The sequence below is a fragment of the Paenibacillus xylanilyticus genome, assembly GCF_009664365.1.
Classification (GTDB): Bacteria; Bacillota; Bacilli; order Paenibacillales; family Paenibacillaceae; genus Paenibacillus; species Paenibacillus xylanilyticus_A.
Window position 1 is genome coordinate 4277648 of sequence record NZ_CP044310.1, and the last position, 25632, is coordinate 4303279.

Genomic DNA, 25632 nt, shown 5'->3' on the forward strand with positions numbered 1-25632 from the left:
AAGGCTTTTCCTGCCCCCCGACAAAACTAGAAGAAAACCCCTAATTAACTACAAAATACGTTCAAGGAATGTATGCAGAACGCGCAAATCGGCATTTAATCAAACAGGTTCGATGTTGTTCGTTTAAACAGCTTCCACCAGCCAGCCTTATTCACATCCTGAGGGGCCTGGATATCAAACTCCTTGATGACCTCGTTTCCTTGGTAAACGACAAGCTTACCTACGCTCTGACCAGCCTTGACGGGTGCTTTCACTTTTTTTGCCATTAACAGCTCATGGCGGAACTCATCGGCTTTGGCGCCTTTGCGCATCAGCACACTATAATTCTGCGTAGCCGTCAGCGGCAGTTCAGCCACTTCCCCTTTTTCAATCTTCAGACTGCCGAGCTGATCCCCTGCTTTGTACAAAGGTTTCATCGTGTATTGTCCGAACGCATAGTCGAACATCGAAGCCACTTCAGCATTTCGGGTTTTCGTATTCGGTTCACCCAGCACTACAGCAACCGTACGCAGACCGTCCTTCATAGCGGTAGCTGACAAGCAGAATTTGGCTTCTGATGTATAACCCGTTTTCAGACCGTCTGCGCCTGAGTAGAACCGGACCAGTTTATTGGTATTCACCAGCCAGAAGGGCTTTTCCGTATCTTTACGAAGGTAATCCTGGTATGCTCCCGTGTATTTCGTAATCCCTGAATGTTTCAGCAGTTCACGACTCATCAGCGCAATGTCATGTGCGGAAGAATAATGATTCTCCACTGGAAGTCCATTACAATTGGCAAAGTGCGTATCTTTCATGCCGAGCTCTTTGGCCCGTTCATTCATCAGCTGCACAAAAGCTTCTTCTGATCCGGCAATTTTCTCTGCCATCGCAACAGATGCATCATTACCGGAAGCCATGGCGATTCCTTTCAACATGTCATCGACAGTCATCTCTTCGCCAGGTTCGAGGAAAATCTGTGACCCCCCCATGGATGCAGCATATTCACTCGTTCTCACCCTATCCGTCAGCTTCAGCTTGCCGGAATCGATGGCTTCGATCGTCAGCAGCATGGTCATAATCTTTGTAATACTCGCCGGAGGCAGCTGATCATGACTGTTTTTCTCAAAAATAACTGTTCCCGTATCGGCATCCATTAAAATGGCAGAACGAGCCGACGGGGCAAGATCTGTCCCTCCTGCCGTTTTGGGTGCTTCCTCCGCCAGCGCTGTTGTCGCCATAAGGGGTAGCAAAATACATAGGGTCATGAACGATGCCATTATTCGTTTCTTCACTAGGGTTAACCTCCTCAAATGACTTGCTTACTGCATGCTCCATGCATGTACTGCTAATCATTGTCGGCGCGTTTACAGTAAATTATTCCATCCCATGAATGATTTCCCGAACTTTTTCTATTCTCAAACAAATGCACAAAAAACGTGCCCCCTAATTGAAAAGAGAACACGTAATTACACACGATACTGTAAAGAGGGGATTAACCCCCAAAATCCCATGAATAGATATTCCAGAAGACAAGAAAAGAAGTTAATACGACAGATATACGGATGTTCCACTTTGTCGGAGAGGTATAGGTTTGATATGCCATGATCAAAACGATAATGATACTCGCAGCCATAAACGCAATATTCGTTTTCACAAAGAAAAGCAGCAGCAGCACGCCAATATGTATGACTCCGATGAGACGGTCAATATTCATATCAAACCTCCTTGCATCACATATAGATCGTTATAACCCCACTAAATGTTTTTTCCTTAGGCAGAACTATTTTCATGTTACTCTTTTTTTATTTTCTGAATTTCACTTTTCTGTAAAAAATAAAAAAGACAACCTCTTGAATGATCCCAAGGATCACCATAGGTTGTCTTACTGTAGCTTCTGATTACATTTGCGGAATCACGGCCAGAACAAGCGCAAGGAATGATTCACGAACACGCTCGGTCGTTTCCATAACCTCATCATGGGACAACGGCTGATCTAGGATTCCGGCTGCCATATTACTGATGCAGGAAATGCCGAGCACTTCCAGACCAGCATGACGTGCCACGATAACCTCGGATACTGTAGACATACCCACCGCGTCTGCACCCAGCGTACGCAGCATGACGATCTCAGCAGGTGTCTCATAATTAGGACCCAGCAAGCCTGCGTATACGCCTTCACGTACGTTAAAGCCTTGTGAAGCCGCTGTATCTTTCGCCAGTGCGCGCAGTCGGCGGCTGTAGGCTTCAGACAGGTCAGGGAAGCGCACGCCCATAGCCGGGTCATTAGGCCCGATCAACGGATTTTTGCCCGTCATATTCAAGTGATCGGAGATGAGCATCAGATCGCCTGGCTCATACGAAGTGTTTACACCGCCAGCCGCGTTGGTTACGAGCAGTGAAGATACACCCAGTTCTTTCATGACACGTACAGGAAACGCTGTAAGCTCAGGTCCGTATCCTTCGTACATGTGGAAACGGCCTTTCATCATAACAACCGGACGGCCTTTGATGGTGCCGACCAGCAATTCCCCTTCATGCCCTTCTACCGTGGAGACCGGGAAGTGAGGAATATCCTGATAGGCAATACTTACGCCATCTTCAATAAGATCGGCCAGAATGCCAAGACCGGAACCCAAAATCAAACCGACTTCCGGCTTGATGGAGCTTTTGCTTTGAATGTAAGAAGCAGCTTCCTGAATCATCTGTTGATTTAATGGTGTCATTTCAAATGTTCCCCCTTGAGTTGAAACTTCCGTCTATGTCAGCTAGCTGCATCGTTCAGGTATATTCCTTCTGACGACGCGCTCGCTTATGTATAACGGCGTTTAAATGTGTACAGTTTATTTTATCCTAAATCAGCGATATGTTCCGCATCTATTATTGAACTTTTAGCGTTAAAGCCCATTATTTTGCTCGCGGATGATGCGTTTCATAGATCTCCTTCATCGTTTTGCGGCCATGATTCCCATATTGTTGTCCTGCCTGCTCCACATGACCCAGCATGTCCTGCACGGCACGAGTATCTGCCCCGCTTGCAATCAGGTGGGCCGCAAAGGAATGGCGCAGCGTGTGCGGCGTAATCTCTCCTGAAATCCCCGCATCCATCGCCGCTTTCTTGAGCAGCTTCCAGAAGCCCTGGCGGGTTAAACGTCTTCCGGACACGTTGACGAACAGGGCCTGCTCGTCCGAGTCTGTTTTGAGCAGGTGGTTACGAAAATCGTTAACATACACACTTGCCCAGTGTGCTGCCGGTGCGCCAATCGGCAGAATTCGTTCTTTGCCTGCACCTCCGCAGCGAATAAACCGCATGCCAGGTTGAACATCCCGTATATCCAGTGCGATCAATTCCGAGACGCGAATACCGGTAGCATACAAAAGCTCAAGCATGGCACGATCACGCACCCCTTGGGCAGAGCGAGTATCGGGCGAGGCCAGAAGGAGTTCAATTTCATCCACCGTTAATACCTGTGGCGGGGTTTTATCCGCTTTCGGAGCCTCGACATCAAACGTTGGATCCTGCAGAATCTCGCCACGGCGCATCAAAAAATGAAAATAGGAACGCAAGGATACCACGCTGCGAGCAATAGTCGCATTGGCACGCCCCGCCTGCTTCAGTTTGCCGATAAACAAAATAACATGAGTACGACGCACCTGCCCTGCCTCACGAATACCGTATTCCTTATCTGCAAATTCGATGAACTTGTCCACGTCTCGAAGATACGACTCCAGCGTACTGCTTGACATCCCTTTATCTTCTTCCAAGTATAAGGCATAGGGGTGTATCGTCTGTCTCATGTACAACGCTCCTCATCTGACAGCATTGCCGAACTGGCAACCTGCTTCCGTATTTGCATCCCTGGCTGTCCGGACTACTCTCCATACCAATAAAACAAACGGAGTCTCTCCGCCAGCGTAAGACGTGCTTCTCCATTGCCTGGCCAATCCGTCTCCTGAAAGACTTTGACTGCATTTCCTGTAGGCATCTGATACTGATCCACAGGTGAGATCCAGCCGTTGAACAAATCCAGAACATGATAGAACAGATAAACCAATCCTGCAAAAACTATAATAAATCGTATAAAACGAAGCCCTCGGCGCAGTGAAATAATCATGGGTTGTCCCCCTCCTGGTTTGAATCCAATTCATCTAGAATCAGGGTATGACGACAAACACAGGAATATGACATTTGAGATGCCATCAGAGATAACCTTACATCATGTACTGGACCAAAAAAGCTCTCCCGTCAAAACCGCCGGTGAGAGCTTGAAGATATGCTATGTTATTCTTCATCTTTGGGCTTCTGGTCATTTTTAGCTTTGCAACGATAACAAATCCCATGAAAATCCAGTCGGTGATCTACTACCGAAAAGTTAAATTCCCGCTCCAGACGCTCTTCAAGCGGTCCAAGCCAGTCTTCACGTATTTCATCCATACTTCCGCATTGAACGCAAATTAAGTGATGATGGTGATGCTTGGATGTATCTCCGCGCAGATCATAACGCGCTACACCGTCGCCGAAGTTGATTTTCTCTACAACATGCAGCTCACTCAGCAGTTCGAGGGTACGGTACACGGTTGCCAGACCGATTTCGGGAGCTTTTTCTTTAACGAGCATGAATACGTCTTCCGCACTCAGATGATCTTCTTCATTCTCAAGAAGTACTCTTACGGTGGCTTCCCGCTGGGGCGTTAATTTATAACCTTGGGACTGTAGTTGCTGCTTAATTTTATCGATCCGTGCTTCCATTTTCTCCCTCCCCCTAGGAAATCACTGCACACTGCAACTTAACCCACTTCTTTCATTATAGGGGGAGTGCGTAATTAAAGTCAACATTTTACACTGTCCGTTGCGGCGCTACGCCGGGAGCAGCATTGGCGTTACCCAGCGCATCATCGCGGGTGTTACCCATGTTTCAAAAGACGCGACGCCTAACAGCAGTCCAGCCATAACCAGCGTTAACAGCACATAAGAAGCAAACGGCCTTTGTCCACCCGGCGCCCGCTGCATGAGTACACGATTCCGAATGATATATAAGGAAAAGGTCATGGCCGACACACTGCAGATCAGCAATACCGGAATGACGAACAAATTATGCGGCGCGACGGATACCAGGGCAAACAGCAGCCCTTTCCAGGAATACTGTCCGACGAGATATCCAACGGTAAATCCTATCAGCACTCCTTTTAGAAAATCCAAAACCAATATCCCCGGCAATCCGATGACGGACAGGCCCAGTATCCAGATAAGGCCAACCCATTTCAGATGAAGTATCGCTATATCCCAATAGGTTCCGGACTCGACAATCTGCCCGCTGTGCTGGACTGTCATGAAAAAATTGCCCAGATAACCCTCCAGATCCTGACGCTGTTCAAGTGACAGGGCATTCACCATCAAGGCGCCAAAAATGACACCGACCAGAAACAAGACAGCTACAAATACATATAACGAGGTTTGACCTTTGATCGTGAAGTAGGAAGAACGCATACAGGAACGTGTCCCCTTTCCGGTTATCATGCTGCAGGATCTCTAAGAAATCCACACAGTCATTCTATGAACCGAAATACGTGGGTATGACTCCTTGTCCCGATACACGCCCTATCCTTCCCTCCTGCCTGCCTTAGTCCGTTTCTTTACCAGAGACCTTGCCATAGGTTCCCCCGCCTCCGGATGACAACTCCAGTCGACCATTTCGAGCAGCAACGATAAGACTGGCCAGAACGGGTCCCACAACACTCGCAAGCTCCTCTTCGCTTGTCCGATGAAGGACATTCATTTCGGTGCCAAAGTGTTCCAGAAGCTGACGCAGCTTCGCCTTGCCCAGTCCCGGGATAAACTCAAGCGGTACCTGATAGTGGTACGGTGGCCTGAATTCTGGTACGTGAGGGCTCTCCCGATCTGCTATGGCCAGTATACGATCCAGAACGCCCTGCACCAGCTTCATACTGCCGCAATAGGGACAGCGGTCTGCTGACATCGCTTGTTCATCCATGATGCTGCCACAGGCTGCGCAATACGTGCGGTGATATTTGCCAAGCCTCGGGTTCAAGCCGTAATTGGCCTTGATACTTCTTCCAGCCTGCCCCTTCAATGCCATGCTGAATTCATCAAATGAAGGATGGGCAATCTGCAGCTCATTATACTCACGTCCAATTTTACCAAGGGAGTGTGCATCCGAATTGGTTAGAAAAGGGAGCTGGTCAAGCTCCTGAATGTAGCTGGCCATCGATGAGTCTGAGCTTAATCCCAGCTCCACCGCATCAATCAGGCTTGTATCCAGTACATCCGCCATACGCGGAGCCGTGCTGCCATAGATGCCTTTGTGAGGTGTAAAGGCATGTGCGGGCACGATGAGCCCGCCACGGGCTTTTATCTCGTCCTGCATTTCGAGGGATGAGACATATACCCGTTGTGAACTGAGATTCACATTTTTCATATAACGCTGCATCCACTCCGTGAATGACTTCATCGTTGTCAGATCACGAAAGTAGGCCAGCATGTGATATTCCCGCATCTCCGGTTCGCGCAGCTCGATTTCGGTACCGAGCAGAATCGTGGTGTCCTGGTAGGCAATGCCCCCATCCTTCAGCTCCGACATCGTACCACTCTCAAGCAGCTGCTCGATATCCATCTGTACCACTGGTGAATGGCAGTCTATGACGCCGAGCAGATGAATTCCCTTGCGCTCTGACGCTTCACGGGCAATATTCTCGAAGGTCAGATCCCGGCTGCCACTAATTTTAACAGCTTCACCGCGGGACGTACGCCCAATGTGGATATGCAGGTCTGCGTAACAGGAATCCCACGTGTTAGACGTTGTCTGCTGATCTGGCATCATTAAAACCGCCCTGTCGTTTTGTACAGATCCCAAGCGTACACAGCCATCATCGTTTTGGCATCACTGATCCGGTTCTGATCCATCAGCTGATACGCTTCCTCAAGCGTGATTTCGGATACTTCGAGAAATTCATCTTCATCCAGTGCCATGTCTCCGGCTTCGAGCTCCTCGGCAATGTACAAGTGAATGATCTCGTCTGCGAAACCGGGTGATGTATAGAATGAACGCAGATGACGGAGCGACTTGGCTGCGTAGCCGGTTTCTTCCCGTAATTCACGAGCGGCCGCAACCTCCGGCTCTTCTCCCGGATCAAGTTTGCCTGCAGGTATTTCCACCTCGGTACGCCCCATCGCCTGACGATACTGATCAACCACCAGCATGCGATCCCCGTTCAAAGCAAGTACTGCTACCGCACCAGGGTGACGGATGATCTCACGTGAAGCTGTCTGACCATTAGGCAGCTTGACCGTATCGACCTGAAGAGAAATGACTTTTCCTTCAAAGATTGGCTTCGTCGAGACTGTTACTTCATCGAGCTTGGGATTAGACGGGTGGTTAGTACCCGTTTGGTTGGTAGGATTCATATAGGATCAACTCCACTTTTTCAAGATTTTATATTCACAATACGTATAATCCCCCGTTTTTTGGCATATCGTGAGCCTATAGCCTTTCGAGAAATAAAAAAACAAATCAGGGGGATATCCAATGAACAGTTATGTGACATCTCAATCAGTACATGTGGTCGGACAAGCAAGGCAAGTCCAGCTTATACTCAAGCAATGGATGCGTGAATGGGGCCCTGATGCCAAGCTGAGTGAACTGATAGCGGGACGAAAGTAATCCTTGTTGACTTTCATTTCTCCCATAAAATATAACATGAATTCGCAAAAAGTCCGAATCCGATGCTAACCGGTTTCGGACTTTTACGTAGAGAGGCGCTTCCTTCCAAGTAACACCTCTATATATGCTTACTTGCTGCCAGAAGCCGTCTCCTGAATGATGGCTACGACAACCTGGGACAGTTTAACGATATCTTCCGCACGAATGCGCTCTTTCGTCGTATGAATATCCTCATAACCTACCGCCAGATTGACGGTCGGAATGTTGAAGCCATTGAAGATGTTGGCATCACTGCCACCACCTGAAGCAAACGTACTTGTTTCCAGACCCAGGCTGCGAATCGCACGCTGCGCAAGCTGCACAACCTCATGCTCATCGTGGAACCCGAAGGCAGGATACAAAATCTCGCTTCGGAATTCGGCTGTGGCACCATATTTGCGGCAGGTTGTTTCTAAAGCTTCACGCATCTGAGCAATTTGCTTTTCCACTTTTTCCTGCACAATACTGCGTGCTTCCGCTTCAATCTGTACAAAATCACATACAACATTCAGTGCAGATCCGCCTTGAAACTTGCCAATATTGGCCGTAGTCTCATCATCGATCCGTCCCAGTGTCATTGCTGCAATGGCCTTCGCCGCCACTTGGATGGCACTGATGCCATCTTCGGGGTTCACACCTGCATGTGCCGACTTCCCATAAATGTTCATCTGAATCTCGGCTCTCGCCGGGGCAGCCACACATATCGTTCCCACTGCACCATTGGAATCAAGTGCATAACCGAATTCAGCCTCAATATCTTTTGGATCCATTGCACGGGCACCGACGAGACCGGATTCTTCGCCAACGGTAATGACGAACTGAATTTTCCCGTGTGGAACCTTGTTCTCCTGAATCGCCCGAATCGCTTCAAGCAGAGCAGCAATACCTGCCTTGTCGTCTGCTCCAAGGATCGTTGTTCCATCGCTTCGAATCCAACCGTCTTCTCCTAGCTCGGGTTTGATTCCCTGTCCAGGAGTTACGGTATCCATGTGGCAGGTAAAAAAGATCGGCGCTGCCTCCGGTGCACCATCCGCTTCCCAGGTAACAATCAGGTTACCTGCTCCATGCCCGGTTTTCTCCAAGGTATCGTCCTCATATATGCTGAGACCCAGCTGGGTAAACTGTTCCTTCAATACGTTGGAGATGTTATGTTCATTCTTCGTTTCACTGTCGATCTGCACCAGTTCCATAAACTGATGTATGACACGTTCCTGTTTAATCATAGGACTTTCCTCCCTCTCATGGATACGGTACAATACAATTAATATGCTTGTTTATTTTTCATTTGTTGAAAGGAGTTCTCTCTTCATGCAAAAAAAGAAATGGTTCAAAATCGTGATCTATCTCATGCTGATTGCCATGATCGGGTCTACCCTTTTCATCGCTCTTGAACCCCTACTATTTGGATAGAATCTGAAGCCCTTGACTGTCTGAACTAGAGACGGACAATGGCTTCTTTTTCGTTTCTCCAAGTCATCTCATATGGAAAAATACGTCCGAAATATGGGACAATCTGCTGGGCAACGTGCTCCACGGTGTAGGTTCTGCCGGTGATGTCCTCGAGAGAGGTCACGCCGTACTGCTCTATGCCACAAGGGATAATCCCTTGAAACCCTTCATCCTGAATACCTGAAGTAATATTAAAAGCAAAACCATGACTCGTCACGAATCCTCGCCGATGTTTACAACGGTTAAACTTTACCCCGATGGCAGCGATCTTCATATCCCCGATCCATACTCCGGTGTATGCTTCTTTCCGGCCAGCCTCAATACCCTCATCTGCCAGGTAATCAATGATGACCTGCTCCAGATTGCGCAAATATCCATGTAAATCAAGAGCTTCATCACGGCCGAGAACGAACAGCGGATAACCAACAAGCTGACCTGGACCATGATATGTAATATCACCGCCACGATCAATTTGAAACAAGGTAATCCCCTTTGCCTCGAGCTCCTCCTTGCTGAGAAGCAGATGCTCCGGGTGATTTTGAGATCCGATTGTATATGTGGGAGGATGCTGCAGCAGAAGCATCTGCTCGATTCCCTCACCTTCGTCCAGCTGCTGTACAATTGCTTTTTGGCGGTTCCAAGCCTGTTCATAATCAAGCATCGGTATGTATGTCACATCCAGCGGCTTGTTCATGATTTCCCCACACCCTTCCGCTTCATTGTCCAAACCATATTTGATCGTTTAACCGCAGACAGCGGGAAAAGTGCACGGCCTGTGGCACATACACTTTCCCTTGACAACTCTATTTCATTAATACACTTTTGTTTCCATATTATAACCTTCAAGGTTTTCCTTGACCCGCTGTAAGAACCGGCCGCAGATGACGCCATCCAGTATCCGATGATCCAGAGACAGACACAGGTTGGCCATTGAACGAACAGCAATCATGTCATTAATGACTACAGGCTTCTTCACGATCGATTCAAACGTGAGAATTGCCGCTTGTGGATAGTTAATAATCGGTTGCGAAAGAATTGAACCAAACGAACCGGTATTATTGACTGTAAACGTACCACCTTGCATATGATCCAGCTTCAGAGTACCTTCACGGGTTTTACGTGCCAAATCATCGATTTCCCGGGCCAAACCTGCGATATTACGCTGATCCGCATGTTTGATCACAGGTGTTAGTACAGAGTCTTCTGTACCTACCGCCATGGACAAGTTAATATCCCGTTTAACGATAATTTTGTCAACAGCCCAAACCGAGTTCATGATCGGGTAATCCTTAATCGCATTTACAACACCCTTCATCATGAAGGAAAGGTATGTCAGATTAATACCTTCTTTACGCTTGAACTCATCCTTGAGCTTATTGCGCAGCATAACAAGGTTGGTAACATCCACTTCAATCATGGTCCATGCGTGAGGAATTTCCGACACGCTTTGACGCATGTTTCGGGCAATGGCATTACGCACAGGAGTAACATCGATAAAATATTCCGATCTTCCCTGGCCGCCACCTTCTACTTCAATCTGCGGGATTTTCGGAGATTCCGTCAAATGAATCCCTGAATGTCTCACGGGAACGCCTGCATCCGCCGCAGAAACCGCTTCTCTTGCGGAGATTCCCGTTTCTGCACCGCTTTTGTTCAAACCGCTAAACGGTGAAGCAGATGGACTAGCTTCAGAGGAAGATTGTGCTGACGGTATACTTGTTTGGCCACCTTGAGCGATTACAGCAAGCACATCCTTGCGTGTGATGCGTCCGCCTGCTCCTGTGCCTTGAATGGCCTGCAAGTTAAGACCATGCTCTGCTGCAAGTGACTGTACCGCAGGAGAGTAGCGATTACGCATAGGCTGATTGGCATCATGACCTGCTGGAGTTACTGATCCTTGCTGTGCATTGTTCTGCTGGGATACTTGTGTCACTTGCTCTGCAACTTGTTCATCATCCGCAGCTGCTACCTGCATACGGCAGATGGCTTCACCAACAGCAATCGTCGTACCTTCTTCCACCAGAAGGTCGCCCATGATTCCATCAACTGTCGATGGAATCTCTGCATTGACCTTATCGGTAATTACTTCACAGATTGGCTCGTATTGTTCAACCCGGTCGCCCGGTTTTTTTAACCATTTTCCAATGGTAGCCGAGACCAGCGATTCTGCCAGCTGCGGCATAATGACCTCGATCCATTTCATACGTTCAGCCATTTGTTATATCACTCCAAACTTTGCTTTTAACCTTTTTTCGAATAGGTTGTCGAAACTTATATTCAACCGAATTAATACTCCGCAAGGGTGCGCATGGCTTCCTTCGCTTTATCCTTGCTAAGCATGTAGAATTTCTCCAGTGTAGGGCTGATTGGCATTGCCGGTACGTCCGGTCCGCAAAGACGCTGAATAGGTGCATCCAGATCGAACAGGCACTCTTCGCTGATAATAGCCGCAACTTCGGCACCAACACCACCTGTTTTGTTGTCCTCGTGAACAATAAGCACCTTACCTGTCTGACGAGCCGAAGCGATGATCGCTTCACGGTCAAGCGGCTGCAGTGTACGCAGATCCAGAACGTGGGAAGTAATCCCTTCTTCACGCTCCAGTTCTTCCGCTGCCTGCATTACAAAATGCAGCGGCTGGCTGTACCCGATAACCGTAATATCCGCACCTTCACGAAGCACATTTGCTTTGCCGATCGGAACGATGTAATCATCCTCTGGTACATCTTCTTTAATCAGCTTGTAACACTTCTTATTTTCAAAGAACAATACCGGATCCGGGTCACGGACGGCAGCTTTGAGCAAACCTTTGGCGTCGTATGCCGAGTAAGGAGCGATGATTTTCAAACCAGGTGTACCGAAGAAAATGGATTCCGGACATTGTGAATGATACAATCCTCCGAAAATCCCTCCTCCAATCGGCGCACGAATAACAATCGGACAGCTCCAGTCATTGTTGGAACGATAACGGATTTTGGCCGCTTCACTAATGATCTGATTGGTTGCCGGCAGCATAAAGTCTGAATATTGCATCTCCGCAATGGGCTTCATGCCATACATAGCCGCCCCAATGGCTACTCCTGCAATGGCCGATTCGGACAAAGGTGTATCCATCACACGCATCTCGCCGAATTGCTCTTGCAAGCCTTTGGTTGTGGTAAACACGCCGCCTTTGACACCGACGTCTTCACCCAGTACAAAGACATTCTCGTCTCGCTCCATCTCTTCTTTCATCGCAAGACGGATCGCATCTATATATTCCATAACCGCCATGATTACCGTCCCCCTTCTTCGCTGTCCGCATAAACGTGCGTCAGAGTGTCCTCAGGTTTCGGATATGGCGCGTTGTCTGCATATTCAGTCGCTTCTTTCATTTCCAGCGCGAGCTGGGAAGCCAGATCCGCATCCCGGGCTTCGTCCCAGATGCCGCAATCAATCAAATAATTTTTCATCCGAAGAACGCCGTCCTTCTTCCAATTCTCATCAACCTCTTCCTTGGTCCGGTAAGCCAGATCATTGTCGGAAGTGGAGTGAGGAGACAAACGGTACATCATGGCTTCAATCAGGGTAGGGCCTTCACCGGCAATTGCACGGCGGCGCGCTTCTTTGACGGCAGCATATACTTCGAGCGCATCATTGCCATCAACCCGTAGTCCAGGGAAGCCGTATCCCAGTGCACGATCCGATATCTTGCCGCTAAGCTGCTTATGGACCGGAACCGAGATGGCGTACTGGTTATTCTCACACATAATAATGACAGGCAGCTTGTGAACTCCAGCGAAGTTAGCCCCTTCGTGGAAGTCTCCCTGGTTGCTTGAGCCTTCACCAAACGTAACAAAAGAAACAAATTCTTTTTTCTGCATTTTTGCTGCCAGTGCAAAACCTACGGCATGCGGTACTTGAGTAGTAACCGGGCTTGAGCCCGTAACAATTCGCAGCTTTTTATGACCAAAATGCCCCGGCATCTGACGGCCGCCGCTATTCGGATCTTCCGCCTTGGCAAAAGCAGAGAGCATCAGCTCGCGAGGCGTCATGCCTACCGCCAATACAAAGCCGTAATCGCGGTAATAAGGTAAGTAATAATCGTGATCCCGGTCCAGTCCAAAAGCAGCACCCACTTGTGCAGCTTCCTGACCTACACCGGATACGTGAAAGTTAATTTTGCCGGCCCGCTGCAAGAGCAAGCAACGTTCATCGAACTTGCGTGCAAGCAGCATGTATTTGTACATGTCCAATACTTCTCCATCGCTAAGTCCCAGCTGTTCATGCCGGTGGACCGCATCTGCAGTACCTTGTGAACTCATATGAGGTACCTCCTTTTAATCAGAGCCTGTGCCCGTCTTACAACCCGATCTTATAACCTGGTACTAAGACTTGGCTTAACCTTATTATAATCCCTTTTGCCCAAAAAAGGAAAGAACCTTTCTCATAAGTCTGTCCAGACCTACATTCCAATGGCTTTTCCGTCTACGGCCAGCATGGCTTCGCCCATAATTTCGGACAATGAAGGATGCGGATGGATCGTCTGTCCCACTTCCCATGGCGTCGCATCCAGCATTTGTGCCAGTGAAGCCTCAGCGATCAGTTCCGTTACATGGGTACCAATCATATGTACACCCAATATATCATTCGTCTTGGCATCGGCGATTACCTTCACAAAACCGTCCCGGTTTCCATGAACGAGTGATTTGCCAATCGCCTGAAACGGAAACTTGCCGGTTTTGACATCGAAACCACGCTCTTTCGCTTCACGCTCCGTGAAACCAATGCTTGCTGCTTCAGGACGAGTGTACACACACCGGGGAATACGGTGGGATTCGACGGCATGAACCGATTCACCTGCGAGGTGATTCACGGCCAGAATGCCTTCATGACTCGCAGCGTGTGCAAGCTGTAATCCACCAATGCAATCCCCGATCGCATAGATATGTCCTTCACCAGTCTGTAGATGCTTGTTTACTGCGATGAATCCGCGGTCCAATTTGATATCGGTGTTTTCGAGTCCAATATTTTCGACATTAGCCTGCCGCCCCACTGATATCAGCATTTTGTCCGCACTGAGCGTCTCCTGCTGATCGTTATTCATCTGAACATTAATTCGAACGCCTTCTTGACCAGCCTCATATGATTCTGGCATGATTTTAGCCTTTGTCAGGAAGCGTACTCCGCGTTTGCCAAGCAGCCGCTGCATCTCCCTTGCCACGTCTTCGTCTTCTGCGGGTAATACATGATCGGCAGCCTCGACAACCGTAATGTCCACCCCGAAGTCATTCAGCATGGATGCCCATTCCAGTCCAATCACGCCACCACCCACGATGATGAGTGATGTTGGCAATTCATCCATCCGCAGAGCTTCGTCACTGCTCATGATATACCGGCCATCCGGCTCCAGGCCCGGAAGTACGCGCGGACGTGACCCGGTAGCAATGATGAGATTGGTTGGCACAACCGTATCCATCTCCCCATCTTCAAACTCCACAGCTACCGCTCCGCTCTGAGGTGAGAATATGGACGGTCCGATTACACGGCCTTTGGCATATACAACCTGGATCTTATTTTTTTTCATCAAATATTGAACACCTTGATGCAGCTGCTCCACAATGGCGTCCTTGCGCGCCTGTACCTTGGGAAATACCAGCGTTGCTCCTGCTGTTTCGATTCCGTACGATTCGCTCTCTTGAATCTCAGCGTACACTTCGGCACTTCTCAATAGCGACTTGCTAGGAATACACCCGCGATGCAAGCAGGTACCCCCAAGCTTGTCCTTCTCAATAATGACAACCTGTTTACCCAACTGGGCAGCACGAATTGCGGCAACGTAACCTCCGGTCCCTCCTCCGAGAATGGCAACATCACATGTAATTGGCATCTTTTATGTTCTCCTCTATCAATATGATTAGTTATGAATGGAACGATGTTGATGATGATGAAAAGCCTTTTGCAGAACTTTACTATATTTCATTGTACTCCCCTTGGGCAGTCAACTCAAAGTTTGTCCTAACACATGGACAGCGTGCACAAACCAAGCTATGATGGAATCAGGCATGACCTGTAAGCGCAACCTTTATTTTACGTCGACATTTGGCAGAAGGGGTTAAATGGTGATGAATACTAGACTGGTCTTTGCACGGTTTTTGGCGATTTTGGTCCTGGTTATTCCTGGACTAATGGCCATGAAAGGTTTTTTGATGATGAAAGACGCCCTTTTCCTATATTATGCTGAGCACGGGAATGATCAGATCTCACCAGGATTCCAGTGGCTTTCCTTTGGAGGCGGGCTTCTCCTGTTTGCTGCAGGCATGAGTTTCTTGGGGGGCTGGATTTTGTTCCGTGACCGTAAACGCAATTATGTGGGTCCCCGTTTCCGTTCCAAAAACACAACCGAACAGGCAGAGACACCCGGCAAGCTTTCCTAAGTCCGGGCTTTTTGCTGTTCTCCCTAGCTTTATCATTCAATCTGGATCGGGTATAATGCTTATTTATTCACATGGATTTCTCATGGATATCTCTGCATCTTCCCACACGTTACTAGAAGAAAATGATGTGAATGATCGACTTCAAAAAAGACAGGATGGTTTAACATGATATCGTTTCTCATGACGCTGAAAAGATTACTCAAGGGCATTTTCCACGCGTTCAAGGACCCCAAGTTTCTCGCACTTTTTATCTTGACTGCAGCAACACTGCTGTCAGGAACCTTGTTCTATACCCGTGTTGAAGGGCTGCACTGGATCGATGCGCTTTATTTCTGCGCCGTGACTTTGACGACGGTGGGGCATCCTGAATTTGTGCCTACCACCGGATTCAGCAAAGCATTTACCGTAATCTACATGTATGCCGGCATTGGCCTTACCTTTGCCATGATTGCCAGAATTACAGCAGGTATTCTATTTCCTCGCAAATTGCAGACAGAAGAGAACCCGGAGTAATCTCCGGGTTATTCGTATAATGCATCCCTCAGCTTCGTTGACATGCGGGATTCTTTGGAAGAAGACTTCAGAATGGTTCTGCGCAGGGTTAAATTGCTGGCCTGCAGCCGCTCTATTTCCGCAAACAGATCGGCAATCAGTGCCTCTGTGCCTTCATGAAGGACAGCTTGTCCCTTTAATTCCTCATACCGCTGCTGCATTTCATTTATTGCTCCACTCACTTGTAAAACACCTCTTTTCCAATACTACAGCTTCACAACTGCCGTTCCCAACAGTGTAATAATCCATATAGTAACACAAAGCAGCTTGGATTAGTTCTAGCTCTGACCGGAGATTTTGTGGTACTCTGTAATGGTCGCTTTTTTTGTTGAATCCGTATGTGAGAGGAGTAGCAGCACCGTGCAAACAGGACGTATTACCGTAATTACTGGACCGATGTTCAGTGAAAAATCCGGTGAACTCATTCGCCGTTGTCAGAAATTGATTCAATTTGGCCGTAAAAAGGTCGTTGCTTACAAACCAGCCGAAGATGATCGGTTTGCTCAGGACGAGATTGTCAGCCGAATCGGATATCGTCTTCCTGCCCATTCCATCCCCCGGCAATTAACTCCGGAATCCGTGGAGATGATTCTTGCTCAGACCAAAGATGCTGATGTGGTTGCTTTTGATGAAGTGCAATTTTTCAGCAGTGCCATCATGGACCTCGTCTCCGAGCTTGCCTATTGCGGCAAACACGTGATTGTAGATGGTCTTAATATGGATTATCGTGGCAAGGAATTCGGATATATTGGGGGTCTGCTCGCCATGGCAGATGACATTGAGAAGCTCTCCGCATTCTGTGCGGTTTGCGGAAGCCCTGATGCTGCCTTCACTCAACGTATTGTGAACGGAGAACCAGTCACTCTTGGTCCGGTTGTCATGATTGGCGATTCGGAAGCCTACGAACCACGCTGCCGCTGCTGTTTCATTCCTCCTCACAAAGTAGAATGCTAGTTCAGCTTTTATTATATATTCGGCAGGTTCTCTGAAGCAGAACTCAGAGTCAGACCTGCCTGTTCTTAAAAAGCCCTGAAGGGCTTTTTTTGCTTGACCACCGCATTCGCTCTACCCGGTTCAACATTCATTACAAAAAAGCACCGCTTCAAAGCGATGCTCTAATTCGTAGTCTCCCACTAGTCGCGGGAAACAAAATATTTGTTGGTCATGTAGTATGCGTCACCGCGGGACGTTTCTACCATTCCTTTTTTGGCGTCCAGAAATACGATCTCTTTACACTTCGTACAATACCATTTGGTTCGCTTATATGGAGATTCCGTTACATATGCCGTACCGCACTTGCAATCAATTTTCATCAATAGCTCGGTTGATTTATATGCACTGGATAAGCGTTCCAGACTATCCTGCTGCTGTGTGGGCATGATGGTCTGTTGATAATCGGATAAATGATTTTGAACTTTGAAATCGGCCACGAGGCCTGCATTCAATCCAAAGAACTCTTTCCCAATCTCGGTCACGAAGCGCTTCTCATTTCTGTAGCAATCCAGCCACTCAACAATCTGCTTATTAGACAGTGGAACCGTACCCTTGATACCGCTGTTTAAGGTGTAGGTCATGATGTATAAAGTATCGTCTTGTCTACCTGAGTACATTAGAATCCTCCTTCGAATACATTTGCTAATGTACTACAAAAATGCTCATAAATCAAAGCAATGTTATTTCCTGAGCATGATTCTTCCTATTAAATGGGGTACATTCCACGTTCATCCGCCAACAGCTTACAAGAACTGCATACACCTGTAACATTTCCCTGAGGCGCTGCGTAATGAACGACTGATTCAACTTTTTTCTTGCAAATGGAGCAGTAGTGCCTCCTTTCTTTTTTAGGTGTGTAGTCAGATAGCTTCACTACGTTTTGTTTGCGTCTGAATCCGTGTAAGAAGCCCAGCCATTTCATCTCACTCTCACTCTTTCTCTAGACTAGATTGCAGCCATTCTTCGTCGTTCTCCGGTCAAATTGAACCTGCCAGTATTATGTATACAATTCCCAGTTGTGCACGTCTATCTCATAATCTATTCGACGTTTTAGAGCCTTTTCCTGTCTTTAATCGGTACACATATCAAAAAAAACCGACAAAAGCTATCCTCCCTATCGAGGGTCAAGGACAGCCGTGTCAGTATTGATTCATTATTTATAAAAGGTACCCAATACTTCCAGCGCAGGTGAACGCTCAATTCGGAACGGATAGATATACCCTTGATTAAACCGGGTAAACCTTCTGCTCCACAGATCCAGCCCCGAGGTAAATTGATAGGCCTGATATACAAATTTGGAGCAATAATTTCGTTCAATGCTTCGCAAATTGGTCTGCAATCGATAAAACTTAACCTGCTTGTAGTGTTCATGCACCCACTCGGCCGCACGCTGTCCAGCCTGGTTTAAACGTGAACGAAATACAATGAAACGATCTCCTTCATAGAACCTTGTAAGATACCACTCCAGGGAATCAGCGAACACGGGTCCATAAGGATGAACATGATACACTTTGCCGTCCAGCCCAATAATCCCCATATGTCCTGCATAATAGGTCGATTCAGAACTTGGCGTGTACACGATATCTCCCGGTTCCAGCTTCATTTGCCCCAGTTCTGCGACAGGAAGATCCTGCTGCAGCCGTTTGGCTGCGGATCGCTCACGCCTGCTCTCCACCAGTAATCGATGCAAAGCACCGGCAACAGCAAGATAAATGGCTGCGTATTTGATTCGTTTTATCTTAAAGCGCTTGACCCATCGCGCCGTCGATTTGGCTGCACGCTGAATCGTTTTCTTCATGTTTTATCATGCTCCCGCTCTGATCTATTTGACAACAATCGACTTATATATTTACAGGCAATATTATAGACAATGGACACCTCTTGTCAATTTCTCCCCATCTTATATTGCACAATTGCACAGAGTTCATACACGCAAAAAAAAGCAGCTTCTGTATACAACAGAATCTGCTAGAACTTAATGGTGGCATTTATTCCTCTACTACACCGAGAGCTTTGTTTTTCTCTTTGAATCGGCTGTTATGAGAAGATACATAGGCTACTTTTTCTGCCTCAGGATCCATGTATAGTTTGGCACTGTTGACCGCCAGGGCAGCATCCGTGAAAGTTCCTGCAATAAGATATAGCTTGCTGCCATAATCCACAAAGTCACCTGCAGCGAATACACCCGGAATATTGGTTTGAAGCTTCTCTGTTGTGGTTATGTGCCACTCTCCAAGATCCAATCCCCAGTCCCGAATGGGGCCAAAGTCACTCTTCATGCCGTGATTAACGATAATTGCATCGACTTCCAGCAGTTCACTTTGACCTGTTTCCACGTGGGATATCGTCACTTGTTCAATGACTTCGCCACTAGCACTGTGCAGCGTATTCACTGCATAGGGTGTACGAACATCCACCGAGGATTCTCTCATACGAATGACATTTCGCTCCAGTCCGCCGAAGTGATCGCGTCGATGTACAACCGTGACTTGTTCTGCCAGAGCTTCAAGCTCATTGGCCCAGTCGACTGCAGAATCGCCTCCCCCAGAGATAAGCACACGTTTGCCACGGAAAGGTTCCAACTCCTGCACTGTGTAGTGCAGATTCGTTACCTCGTAACGGTCAGCTCCCTCAAGTTCCAGCTTCGCCATTTTGTATATTCCATAACCGATTGCCATAATGACGGTGCGAGTCCAGTGCTTCTCACCAGTAGCAGCCGTCAGAATAATCGTACCGTCCGGCTGACGTTCAAACCCTTCAATTTGCTGTTCAAACACAATCGTAGGTTCAAACGTTCTCGCCTGTTCTTCCAACTGCTTAATCAGATTAGCGCATAAAATCGGTGTTACACCACCCACGTCCCAGATCATCTTCTCCGGATAAAAGAGCATGCGTCCACCGAGTCTGTCCCGTGCTTCAATCAATTTCGTTTTCATATCACGCATACCGCTATAAAAGGCAGAGTACATCCCGGCGGGACCTCCGCCGATAATGGTTACATCATATAGTTCCAACTGCTGATCCATATTAAAGTTACCTCCGTTAATTCGATCCCTAACATCGAGTATTTGATATCGATTCTCATTATCACTTAATTCATAGTTTAATGGGAATCTTATCGAAATACAATGGATAAAAACAAAACAATTTTTATAGATATCTTTTACATTTCCAAAAATCCATTCGGCTTTAAACGTGCATATTAGTTTCCCCATAATGGATGAAAATTTACCGGCAAAGTTTCTTCATGGGATCTGGATGAGTTCTACGTATTTACTGGTCTTGCAAGTTGAAACGTGTTCGTGCACAAATTGATAAAACAGTTTCCATGAAGTTGATCCTTCTGGTTTTGCTTGAGTTGAGGCCCTCTCCTTATCATTTTAATAACTCAACAATACATGAGAACTCTCTTGCATAAATGTAAACTGAAGCGAAAATGGTGTAACTGAAGTTTGTTCCAAACAACATGTTTTACCTTGGTTTTAGGAAGTTAGGAAATGCTCGGTTATCTAGCATTAGAAAAAACTAAAAATAGTTCAACTAACAACCGATATTTAATTGTAATCATATGTAATCAGGAGGCGATTAAATGTCAACTATAAGTCCCATTTTCACTAAGTCTACAGTAACCCCGGTTTCACCCCTTCCTACTTCAAAAAGAGATAAGGAAATTCAAAATTTGTTAGAGCAAAAAGGTAGACTAAATGAACAATTAAATGACATTAGATCAAATGATGAAATGAACGATGAGATTAAAAAGGAGAGAATAAAGTCCCTCCAAGAGTCGATACAACAACTAGACGCACACATTTCACAAATAAAAACTGAAGAAATTGAAGAAAAAAACAAGAAAAGCCAAATGGATTCTTCCAAGCAGGACAAATCAAGTAATAATACAAAGGATGATTCTCTGGATCCACTTCTTCAAAAGGCACAAAGCTATAATCAATTAGGTCAACTAATAGGTTTAGTTAGTCAAAAAACAAATACCAATCGTTCTGTGGAAGGTGAAATTCGTTCTGACAGAATGACTCATACTTTACCTCATGAAATAAAGTCCGCGCATGATAAAGATTCTGGTAAATCAGTCATGTTAGAAAATGCGGAAATGACCGTTTTACAAAAAAAGCGTGAATTTGTACAAAAAGAAATTGCTAAAATCAGTAAAATAGAAGACAAAATAAGTGAAATTATAGAAGAAGTTCACGAAAAAAATTCTCTTCCAGATGAAGGTATTGTATCGGATTCTAAACTTGATGAACAAAGTAACACCAAAGTTGACAATACAGACCAAAGCAGTATTCAAGAATCTCAGCAGAGTCCAGATACTAAACAAAAATCAATTGATATTCGAATTTAATAAAACAAAAATTTACATAATAATATTAATGCAAAAAAGAAGCATCTCTTATTTCTAAGATTTGCTTCTTTGTTTTACTACTCCCGGTCCTTTCAAGACACCTTATGCTCGATTCTCAGCTTGTCGGCAACCATAGCGATAAATTCGGAGTCAATAAATCCCCGCTAGTTTAATCGGACAACGTCACGTTAAGTTTGGCGGGAACTTCCGCGGATTTGAGAACCGTTATTGCGATAAAGATTTCGTAAGTTTATCGGAACATTTAGCGAAAATTTGTCGCTAAGGAGGCGCTTATAAATGGCGCAGAAAAAAACGAAGTTTACGTTTGTATCAAAGGAAGGAAAGCCGCTCATAATTGCGCTTGAAGATCGTATCGCGCAGTTCCTCGATTCTAAACGTAGGGAACGACGCGCAGCTAAAACGATAAGTGCATACGCGCAGGTATTATCGCAATTTCAGAAGTGGCATTCGCAACACGGGTATGACGACATTACTACCGATATATTGCGCCATTACATCGAGTACCTTTCGTTTGCAAAAGTTCGCTGGGACGATCACCCTACAAGCCCAAACGGAAAGAAAGGACTTTCAGCAAGAACGGTAAACAATGTTATCCGGAACATGCGCATTTTCTTCAACTATTTAATAGAAGAAAAAATTATCTCGTACAATCCCATGGAGGCTATTAAGTACCAAGCGGAGGCTCGAGACACATTCGAAATTTTCACTGACGAAGAGGTTCTCCGGCTACTCAGCGCACCCAATCGAAGGGTGTATACTGGTCGCCGCGATTACTGCATGATGCTCGTACTTTGCGATTGTGGTCTCCGTATTAAAGAGCTCACAAGCCTACGCGTATCCGACGTCAATTTTAAGACGCGGCAAATCGTAGTCCGAGCGGAGACGTCAAAGACGAATATGACTCGTGTGGTACCTATTTCTCCGCTGACTGCTCGCGAACTTGAAAGTCTAGTATCGTATATGGACGTCAGTGACGATGACCCGCTTTGGCTTACGCAATTCGGTGAGCGTTACTTCGGAGACACTTATGCAAAAATGCTTAAGCTCTACGCAAAACGTGTAGGCGTTACAGGTCCGAGAGTATCTCCGCATACCTTCCGTCACTACTTTGCAGTAAAATATCTGCGGCAAGGTGGCGACGCTCTAAGCCTGGCGCGTATCCTCGGACATACCTCGCTTAACGTAACGCAAGTATACGCGAAATTTACTGGAACGGACCTGCGAGAGCAACATGATAAAGCGAGTCCAATTTCGGATCTGGTGGATAAGGGTAACGAGAAGAAGCGCGGCAAACGTGTGTTCAGATAACAACAGCTTATTTACCACTGTTGTATTGTTACTTTAATAATTCTGCCTTATAATTGGAATATAAAGGGGATGAGACAATGGAGTTCGAGAAAAAAGTTAAGGCAATTTTAAGTAAGTCAAGATCAAGAAACTCAGTGATTGATAGTTTGTACGGTGTGATTGACGAGACCGTCACGAATCTCGTAGACCGTCTTAACAAAGCAGGTGTTCCGAGTTCCTTCGTCCGAGTTCCCGGAACTATTGAGTTTTGGTCTGTTGAGGTCGATGGTTACAAATTTAACATCGACGGTACTAGAATTGTAACTATCTCAAGGGAACAAAACGTAGACATCTCTAATCTAGTTATGGAGACGTTCATTGAAGATTTAGAAGAAACTATTTCAGAAGAAGAGTAAACGAAGAAAAGGCGCAGCCCTCAACGGATCATCCCGCGAGAACTGCGCCTGTTTTATACGTATTATTCCGGTTTCTTAAACGTTGAGTATACACCCGATCCGATCAACGCGTACGTTACGACATCAACGCCGATTTGCCACATTCCGAACTCAGGCGCAACGTTATACTTTTCGAGCACCTGGTACGCTAGCCCCACTACAGCCGCGATAAACAACGGATTAGTTAAACGTTTCTTCATATTATACGCCCTCCTTCGTAATCGTCACCGTTTTAGTCTTCGAATCCCACACTACCTTCGCGCCCAATGCTTCGGCTACTGCCCGCGCAGGCGTATACGTAGTACCTCCGTCAAGCACACCGTCCGTCACCTTTTTACCGTTAACAACTACGCTTACGATTACGTCCTTCTTCACGTTCGCGTCCGCCACCTTTTCGTTTAATTTCGCTTGCACCGCCGCCTTAAACAGACCCCATCCGGTCCACGCGCCGCCATCGTACATTAAGCGCGGGCAGATTTTACGGGACCAATCGTAGTGACGGCGCAATCTATCTACGCCCCATCCGCGCTCTTTCAACATCGACGCAACGAGAGTCGCCGCGTTATCTAGCGTTTTAGCGTAGTTGCCGCTCTCGCAGATTTCGATGCCGATTGACGTACGGTTGCCGGAACTGGCTCCGCTACCATCTCCGGAGTGCCATGCGTTCTCATTCAGCGGAATACATTCGATAGCCTCGCGCTCATCGACTACGATGTGGAACGAAGCCTGGCGCGCATTGGTCGGATTCGTCAACCAACTGCGTTCATTAGCCGCGGTAGAGTTCGCGTTTCCCGTATTGTGGATCGTAATAGTCGTTGCGTTCATAACGTAGCCCGGCCGCCGGTTAAACGCGGTCCCTTTCGGAATATAATCTTTGCGATAGTTCATGTTACCGCTCCCCTTTCATTACGGACTTGATCTCCGTTACATCAATCGCCAGAGTTTCGTACTGCGACGCCAACGTTTCGAACCGCCCCGTCAGATCCTCGGCCAAACGCATCAGTCGCTCCTCCCTACGCAAAGCGTCCGAATACATCTGATCCTCGCGTTCTTTGGCGGCCGCAAGCATACGTTCTTCCCGCGCCTTCCCATCGTCTTGAATACGCGCCATCTGACGCCAAAGTAAGAACCCGGCCACAACGAAGAGGACTGCGAACAGCCCCTCCTTTAACGCGCTATTAAATATCGCTTGCTCCATCGTCGGCCCCCTTATCCAGCGCAGCCAATGCCGTTCCTATTTCGTGATCAAGTGCGCGGAGTATTTCCGCCTGGCCGTCCGGATAGTGTGCGAGTATTTCTGAGATGACTGCGGTAATTTCCGGAACTGGTTGCGCCAGGTCGATCGTACATTCGAGTAATACACGTGACTTCATATATGAACCTCCTAGAAGGAAAAATTATCCTCCTTGTCGAAATGGTTACCAGGACAGGAGGTGATTACATGTCAACAAAAGAAGTGGTACATAAGCTAGCTATCGATATTCGAGAAAGTCTATTGCCGGCTCACGAGGAAAAAATTAAGGCAGCATTCGAAGGGCTCGCAGATGACCAAGGCAAACTAACAAGAGGCACCGCTCTATTTGCGGAGATTACGCTCCAACGTGAATACCTCGAAACTTATGTTACCGAACTAGTCAGCCGCGCGTTTGATGAGTTACTGACCGAACGGCTTGAGCGATAACCTTACGTTGTTCTAACCATTCCTTTACAGCCACCGTATCCGTTTCGGTGGTTTCTTTCGCATGTTTAATACTCATCGCATTCCCTCCGTTTCTGTGTACGCAAAAAAAGGCCACGCCTGACGGCGAGACCTCTGCGTAATGTATTCGTTTATTTAAGCGCGGCGAGTGCGGCTTCGGCTTGCGCTAGATCATTTTTTGCTTTTGTAATACTTTCTTCCGAACTTCTTAATTCGCTTTCCCACTTATCGAGAGTATCTGTCTGTCCGATTGAATTAAGTCTAGCGATCTCTTTCTCCGCGTAATCCTTACCTGATTCCCCTAAAGGTATTACATGTTCCCTGAGAACACGTATCACTTCTTCTAAGTCAGACTTGGACCGACCTGTATACTTATTCTCAGCGACAGTGACTTCTTCCGCTGATTGTCCGTCTACTGAGGTAACCGTAATAGTTTTTCCGCTCACTTTGATATCCGCTCCCAACGCCTCAGATATTCCGCGAACAGGTACGTTAGCCTTCCCGTCGATAATCGCGCCTTTATCCGGTAGTTTCTGTCCGTTAACAATGACTGTGTATTCTCCGGATACCTTCTTACCGACAAGTGACTTTACGCTGTCCGCAAATGCGCCGGCGGATGTCGAAAGAACGAATCCGATCAATATACCACCGGCAATGTATGCTATTTTTTTCATGATTAATCCTCCGCGATGTAGTATATGGTTCA

At 46.9% G+C, this 25632-nt stretch carries 33 protein-coding genes; 9 read left to right on the forward strand and 24 right to left on the reverse strand.

The annotated features are described in order from the left end of the window. Positions 1–95: 95 nt before the first annotated feature. The 9 genes from F4V51_RS18920 to F4V51_RS18960 form a co-directional block, all read right to left on the reverse strand. Positions 96–1217 carry a D-alanyl-D-alanine carboxypeptidase family protein gene (locus F4V51_RS18920; RefSeq protein ID WP_236146822.1) on the reverse strand — a complete coding sequence of 374 codons (1122 nt, stop codon included), beginning with the start codon at positions 1215–1217 and terminating at the stop codon, positions 96–98. Between the two features lie 254 nt (positions 1218–1471). Then, positions 1472–1693, reverse strand: a complete 222-nt coding sequence (locus F4V51_RS18925; RefSeq protein ID WP_153979224.1) for a hypothetical protein — start codon at positions 1691–1693, stop codon at positions 1472–1474. A gap of 184 nt (positions 1694–1877) precedes the next feature. Further along, positions 1878–2702, reverse strand: coding sequence for a purine-nucleoside phosphorylase (locus F4V51_RS18930; RefSeq protein ID WP_153979225.1), 825 nt, complete (start codon positions 2700–2702; stop codon positions 1878–1880). 181 nt (positions 2703–2883) lie between these two features. Next, complete coding sequence (locus F4V51_RS18935; RefSeq protein WP_153979226.1) at positions 2884–3774, reverse strand: tyrosine recombinase; 891 nt, start codon at positions 3772–3774, stop codon at positions 2884–2886. Positions 3775–3848: 74 nt separating this feature from the next. Continuing rightward, complete coding sequence (locus F4V51_RS18940; protein WP_153979227.1) at positions 3849–4091, reverse strand: DUF4227 family protein; 243 nt, start codon at positions 4089–4091, stop codon at positions 3849–3851. A 167-nt stretch (positions 4092–4258) separates the two neighbouring features. Beyond that, entirely contained in the window at positions 4259–4726 is a 468-nt protein-coding gene (locus F4V51_RS18945) for a ferric iron uptake transcriptional regulator (protein WP_024630961.1), read from the reverse strand. A 108-nt stretch (positions 4727–4834) separates the two neighbouring features. Further along, a complete protein-coding gene (spoIIM, locus tag F4V51_RS18950) occupies positions 4835–5464 on the reverse strand; it encodes a stage II sporulation protein M (protein ID WP_153979228.1) in 630 nt (209 codons plus the stop codon). 133 nt (positions 5465–5597) lie between these two features. Beyond that, positions 5598–6815, reverse strand: a complete 1218-nt coding sequence (locus tag F4V51_RS18955) for an endonuclease Q family protein (RefSeq protein ID WP_236146593.1) — start codon at positions 6813–6815, stop codon at positions 5598–5600. After that, the gene (locus tag F4V51_RS18960; RefSeq protein ID WP_153979229.1) at positions 6815–7399 is read right to left on the reverse strand and encodes an NUDIX hydrolase; all 585 of its coding nucleotides are present in this window, start codon (positions 7397–7399) and stop codon (positions 6815–6817) included. The genes F4V51_RS18955 and F4V51_RS18960 overlap by 1 nt, the downstream gene beginning before the upstream one ends. 121 nt (positions 7400–7520) lie before the next feature. Here F4V51_RS18960 and F4V51_RS18965 point away from each other — a divergent pair, with 121 nt between their 5' ends. Further along, on the forward strand, positions 7521–7655 hold the full coding sequence (locus tag F4V51_RS18965; RefSeq protein ID WP_153979230.1) for a Z-ring formation inhibitor MciZ: 135 nt from the start codon (positions 7521–7523) through the stop codon (positions 7653–7655). 128 nt (positions 7656–7783) lie between these two features. On the opposite strand, the gene F4V51_RS18970 is transcribed toward F4V51_RS18965, so the two are convergent. Continuing rightward, positions 7784–8917 carry a M20/M25/M40 family metallo-hydrolase gene (locus F4V51_RS18970; protein ID WP_153979231.1) on the reverse strand — a complete coding sequence of 378 codons (1134 nt, stop codon included), beginning with the start codon at positions 8915–8917 and terminating at the stop codon, positions 7784–7786. Between the two features lie 85 nt (positions 8918–9002). Here F4V51_RS18970 and prli42 point away from each other — a divergent pair, with 85 nt between their 5' ends. Beyond that, positions 9003–9104: a stressosome-associated protein Prli42 gene (gene prli42, locus F4V51_RS18975; protein ID WP_095290480.1), complete on the forward strand. Its 102-nt coding sequence runs from the start codon at positions 9003–9005 to the stop codon at positions 9102–9104. A 25-nt stretch (positions 9105–9129) separates the two neighbouring features. Here prli42 and lipB read toward each other — a convergent pair whose 3' ends face one another. The 5 genes from lipB to lpdA all read right to left on the reverse strand — a co-directional run bounded on the left by lipB (position 9130) and on the right by lpdA (position 15012). After that, complete coding sequence (gene lipB, locus F4V51_RS18980) at positions 9130–9837, reverse strand: lipoyl(octanoyl) transferase LipB (protein WP_153979232.1); 708 nt, start codon at positions 9835–9837, stop codon at positions 9130–9132. Positions 9838–9954: 117 nt separating this feature from the next. Next, entirely contained in the window at positions 9955–11358 is a 1404-nt protein-coding gene (locus tag F4V51_RS18985; protein ID WP_153979233.1) for a dihydrolipoamide acetyltransferase family protein, read from the reverse strand. A gap of 71 nt (positions 11359–11429) precedes the next feature. Next, a complete protein-coding gene (locus F4V51_RS18990; RefSeq protein WP_095290475.1) occupies positions 11430–12416 on the reverse strand; it encodes an alpha-ketoacid dehydrogenase subunit beta in 987 nt (328 codons plus the stop codon). Between the two features lie 2 nt (positions 12417–12418). Then, positions 12419–13447 carry a thiamine pyrophosphate-dependent dehydrogenase E1 component subunit alpha gene (locus F4V51_RS18995; protein ID WP_095290473.1) on the reverse strand — a complete coding sequence of 343 codons (1029 nt, stop codon included), beginning with the start codon at positions 13445–13447 and terminating at the stop codon, positions 12419–12421. Between the two features lie 140 nt (positions 13448–13587). Continuing rightward, entirely contained in the window at positions 13588–15012 is a 1425-nt protein-coding gene (gene lpdA / locus F4V51_RS19000; RefSeq protein ID WP_153979234.1) for a dihydrolipoyl dehydrogenase, read from the reverse strand. Between the two features lie 229 nt (positions 15013–15241). Between lpdA and F4V51_RS19005 the strand changes: the two genes are divergently transcribed. Both F4V51_RS19005 and F4V51_RS19010 read left to right on the forward strand, forming a co-directional pair. Then, complete coding sequence (locus tag F4V51_RS19005) at positions 15242–15559, forward strand: DUF2627 domain-containing protein (RefSeq protein ID WP_095290469.1); 318 nt, start codon at positions 15242–15244, stop codon at positions 15557–15559. 165 nt (positions 15560–15724) lie between these two features. Next, on the forward strand, positions 15725–16072 hold the full coding sequence (locus F4V51_RS19010) for a potassium channel family protein (protein ID WP_095290467.1): 348 nt from the start codon (positions 15725–15727) through the stop codon (positions 16070–16072). Between the two features lie 8 nt (positions 16073–16080). Here F4V51_RS19010 and F4V51_RS19015 read toward each other — a convergent pair whose 3' ends face one another. Continuing rightward, positions 16081–16293, reverse strand: coding sequence for a hypothetical protein (locus F4V51_RS19015; RefSeq protein WP_153979235.1), 213 nt, complete (start codon positions 16291–16293; stop codon positions 16081–16083). Between the two features lie 178 nt (positions 16294–16471). Here F4V51_RS19015 and F4V51_RS19020 point away from each other — a divergent pair, with 178 nt between their 5' ends. Next, entirely contained in the window at positions 16472–17065 is a 594-nt protein-coding gene (locus F4V51_RS19020; protein ID WP_095290464.1) for a thymidine kinase, read from the forward strand. Between the two features lie 179 nt (positions 17066–17244). Here the strand turns inward: F4V51_RS19020 and F4V51_RS19025 are convergent, their stop codons facing one another. From F4V51_RS19025 to F4V51_RS19035, 3 genes are all read right to left on the reverse strand, one after another. Continuing rightward, on the reverse strand, positions 17245–17721 hold the full coding sequence (locus F4V51_RS19025) for a hypothetical protein (RefSeq protein ID WP_153979236.1): 477 nt from the start codon (positions 17719–17721) through the stop codon (positions 17245–17247). Positions 17722–18257: 536 nt separating this feature from the next. Beyond that, positions 18258–18902 (reverse strand): hypothetical protein, encoded by a 645-nt coding sequence (locus F4V51_RS19030; protein ID WP_236146594.1) that lies wholly within the window; start codon positions 18900–18902, stop codon positions 18258–18260. 190 nt (positions 18903–19092) lie between these two features. Further along, positions 19093–20130: an NAD(P)/FAD-dependent oxidoreductase gene (locus F4V51_RS19035; protein WP_153979237.1), complete on the reverse strand. Its 1038-nt coding sequence runs from the start codon at positions 20128–20130 to the stop codon at positions 19093–19095. Positions 20131–20693: 563 nt separating this feature from the next. Between F4V51_RS19035 and F4V51_RS19040 the strand changes: the two genes are divergently transcribed. The 3 genes from F4V51_RS19040 (at position 20694) to F4V51_RS19050 (ending at position 23188) form a co-directional block, all read left to right on the forward strand. Then, positions 20694–21464: a FlxA-like family protein gene (locus F4V51_RS19040; protein WP_153979238.1), complete on the forward strand. Its 771-nt coding sequence runs from the start codon at positions 20694–20696 to the stop codon at positions 21462–21464. A 297-nt stretch (positions 21465–21761) separates the two neighbouring features. Beyond that, positions 21762–22793, forward strand: coding sequence for a tyrosine-type recombinase/integrase (locus tag F4V51_RS19045; protein WP_153979239.1), 1032 nt, complete (start codon positions 21762–21764; stop codon positions 22791–22793). A gap of 77 nt (positions 22794–22870) precedes the next feature. Beyond that, positions 22871–23188, forward strand: a complete 318-nt coding sequence (locus F4V51_RS19050; RefSeq protein WP_153979240.1) for a hypothetical protein — start codon at positions 22871–22873, stop codon at positions 23186–23188. A gap of 62 nt (positions 23189–23250) precedes the next feature. On the opposite strand, the gene F4V51_RS19055 is transcribed toward F4V51_RS19050, so the two are convergent. The 4 genes from F4V51_RS19055 to F4V51_RS19070 all read right to left on the reverse strand — a co-directional run bounded on the left by F4V51_RS19055 (position 23251) and on the right by F4V51_RS19070 (position 24600). Next, positions 23251–23427 (reverse strand): hypothetical protein, encoded by a 177-nt coding sequence (locus F4V51_RS19055; protein WP_153979241.1) that lies wholly within the window; start codon positions 23425–23427, stop codon positions 23251–23253. Position 23428: 1 nt separating this feature from the next. After that, positions 23429–24052: an N-acetylmuramoyl-L-alanine amidase gene (locus tag F4V51_RS19060; RefSeq protein WP_236146595.1), complete on the reverse strand. Its 624-nt coding sequence runs from the start codon at positions 24050–24052 to the stop codon at positions 23429–23431. A gap of 64 nt (positions 24053–24116) precedes the next feature. Beyond that, positions 24117–24425, reverse strand: coding sequence for a BhlA/UviB family holin-like peptide (locus tag F4V51_RS19065; protein WP_153979243.1), 309 nt, complete (start codon positions 24423–24425; stop codon positions 24117–24119). Beyond that, the gene (locus tag F4V51_RS19070; RefSeq protein ID WP_153979244.1) at positions 24406–24600 is read right to left on the reverse strand and encodes a hypothetical protein; all 195 of its coding nucleotides are present in this window, start codon (positions 24598–24600) and stop codon (positions 24406–24408) included. The genes F4V51_RS19065 and F4V51_RS19070 overlap by 20 nt, the downstream gene beginning before the upstream one ends. Before the next feature lie 68 nt (positions 24601–24668). Here F4V51_RS19070 and F4V51_RS19075 point away from each other — a divergent pair, with 68 nt between their 5' ends. Next, positions 24669–24908, forward strand: coding sequence for a hypothetical protein (locus F4V51_RS19075; protein WP_153979245.1), 240 nt, complete (start codon positions 24669–24671; stop codon positions 24906–24908). Positions 24909–25057: 149 nt separating this feature from the next. Here F4V51_RS19075 and F4V51_RS19080 read toward each other — a convergent pair whose 3' ends face one another. After that, the gene (locus F4V51_RS19080; protein WP_153979246.1) at positions 25058–25600 is read right to left on the reverse strand and encodes a stalk domain-containing protein; all 543 of its coding nucleotides are present in this window, start codon (positions 25598–25600) and stop codon (positions 25058–25060) included. Positions 25601–25632: the final 32 nt, after the last annotated feature.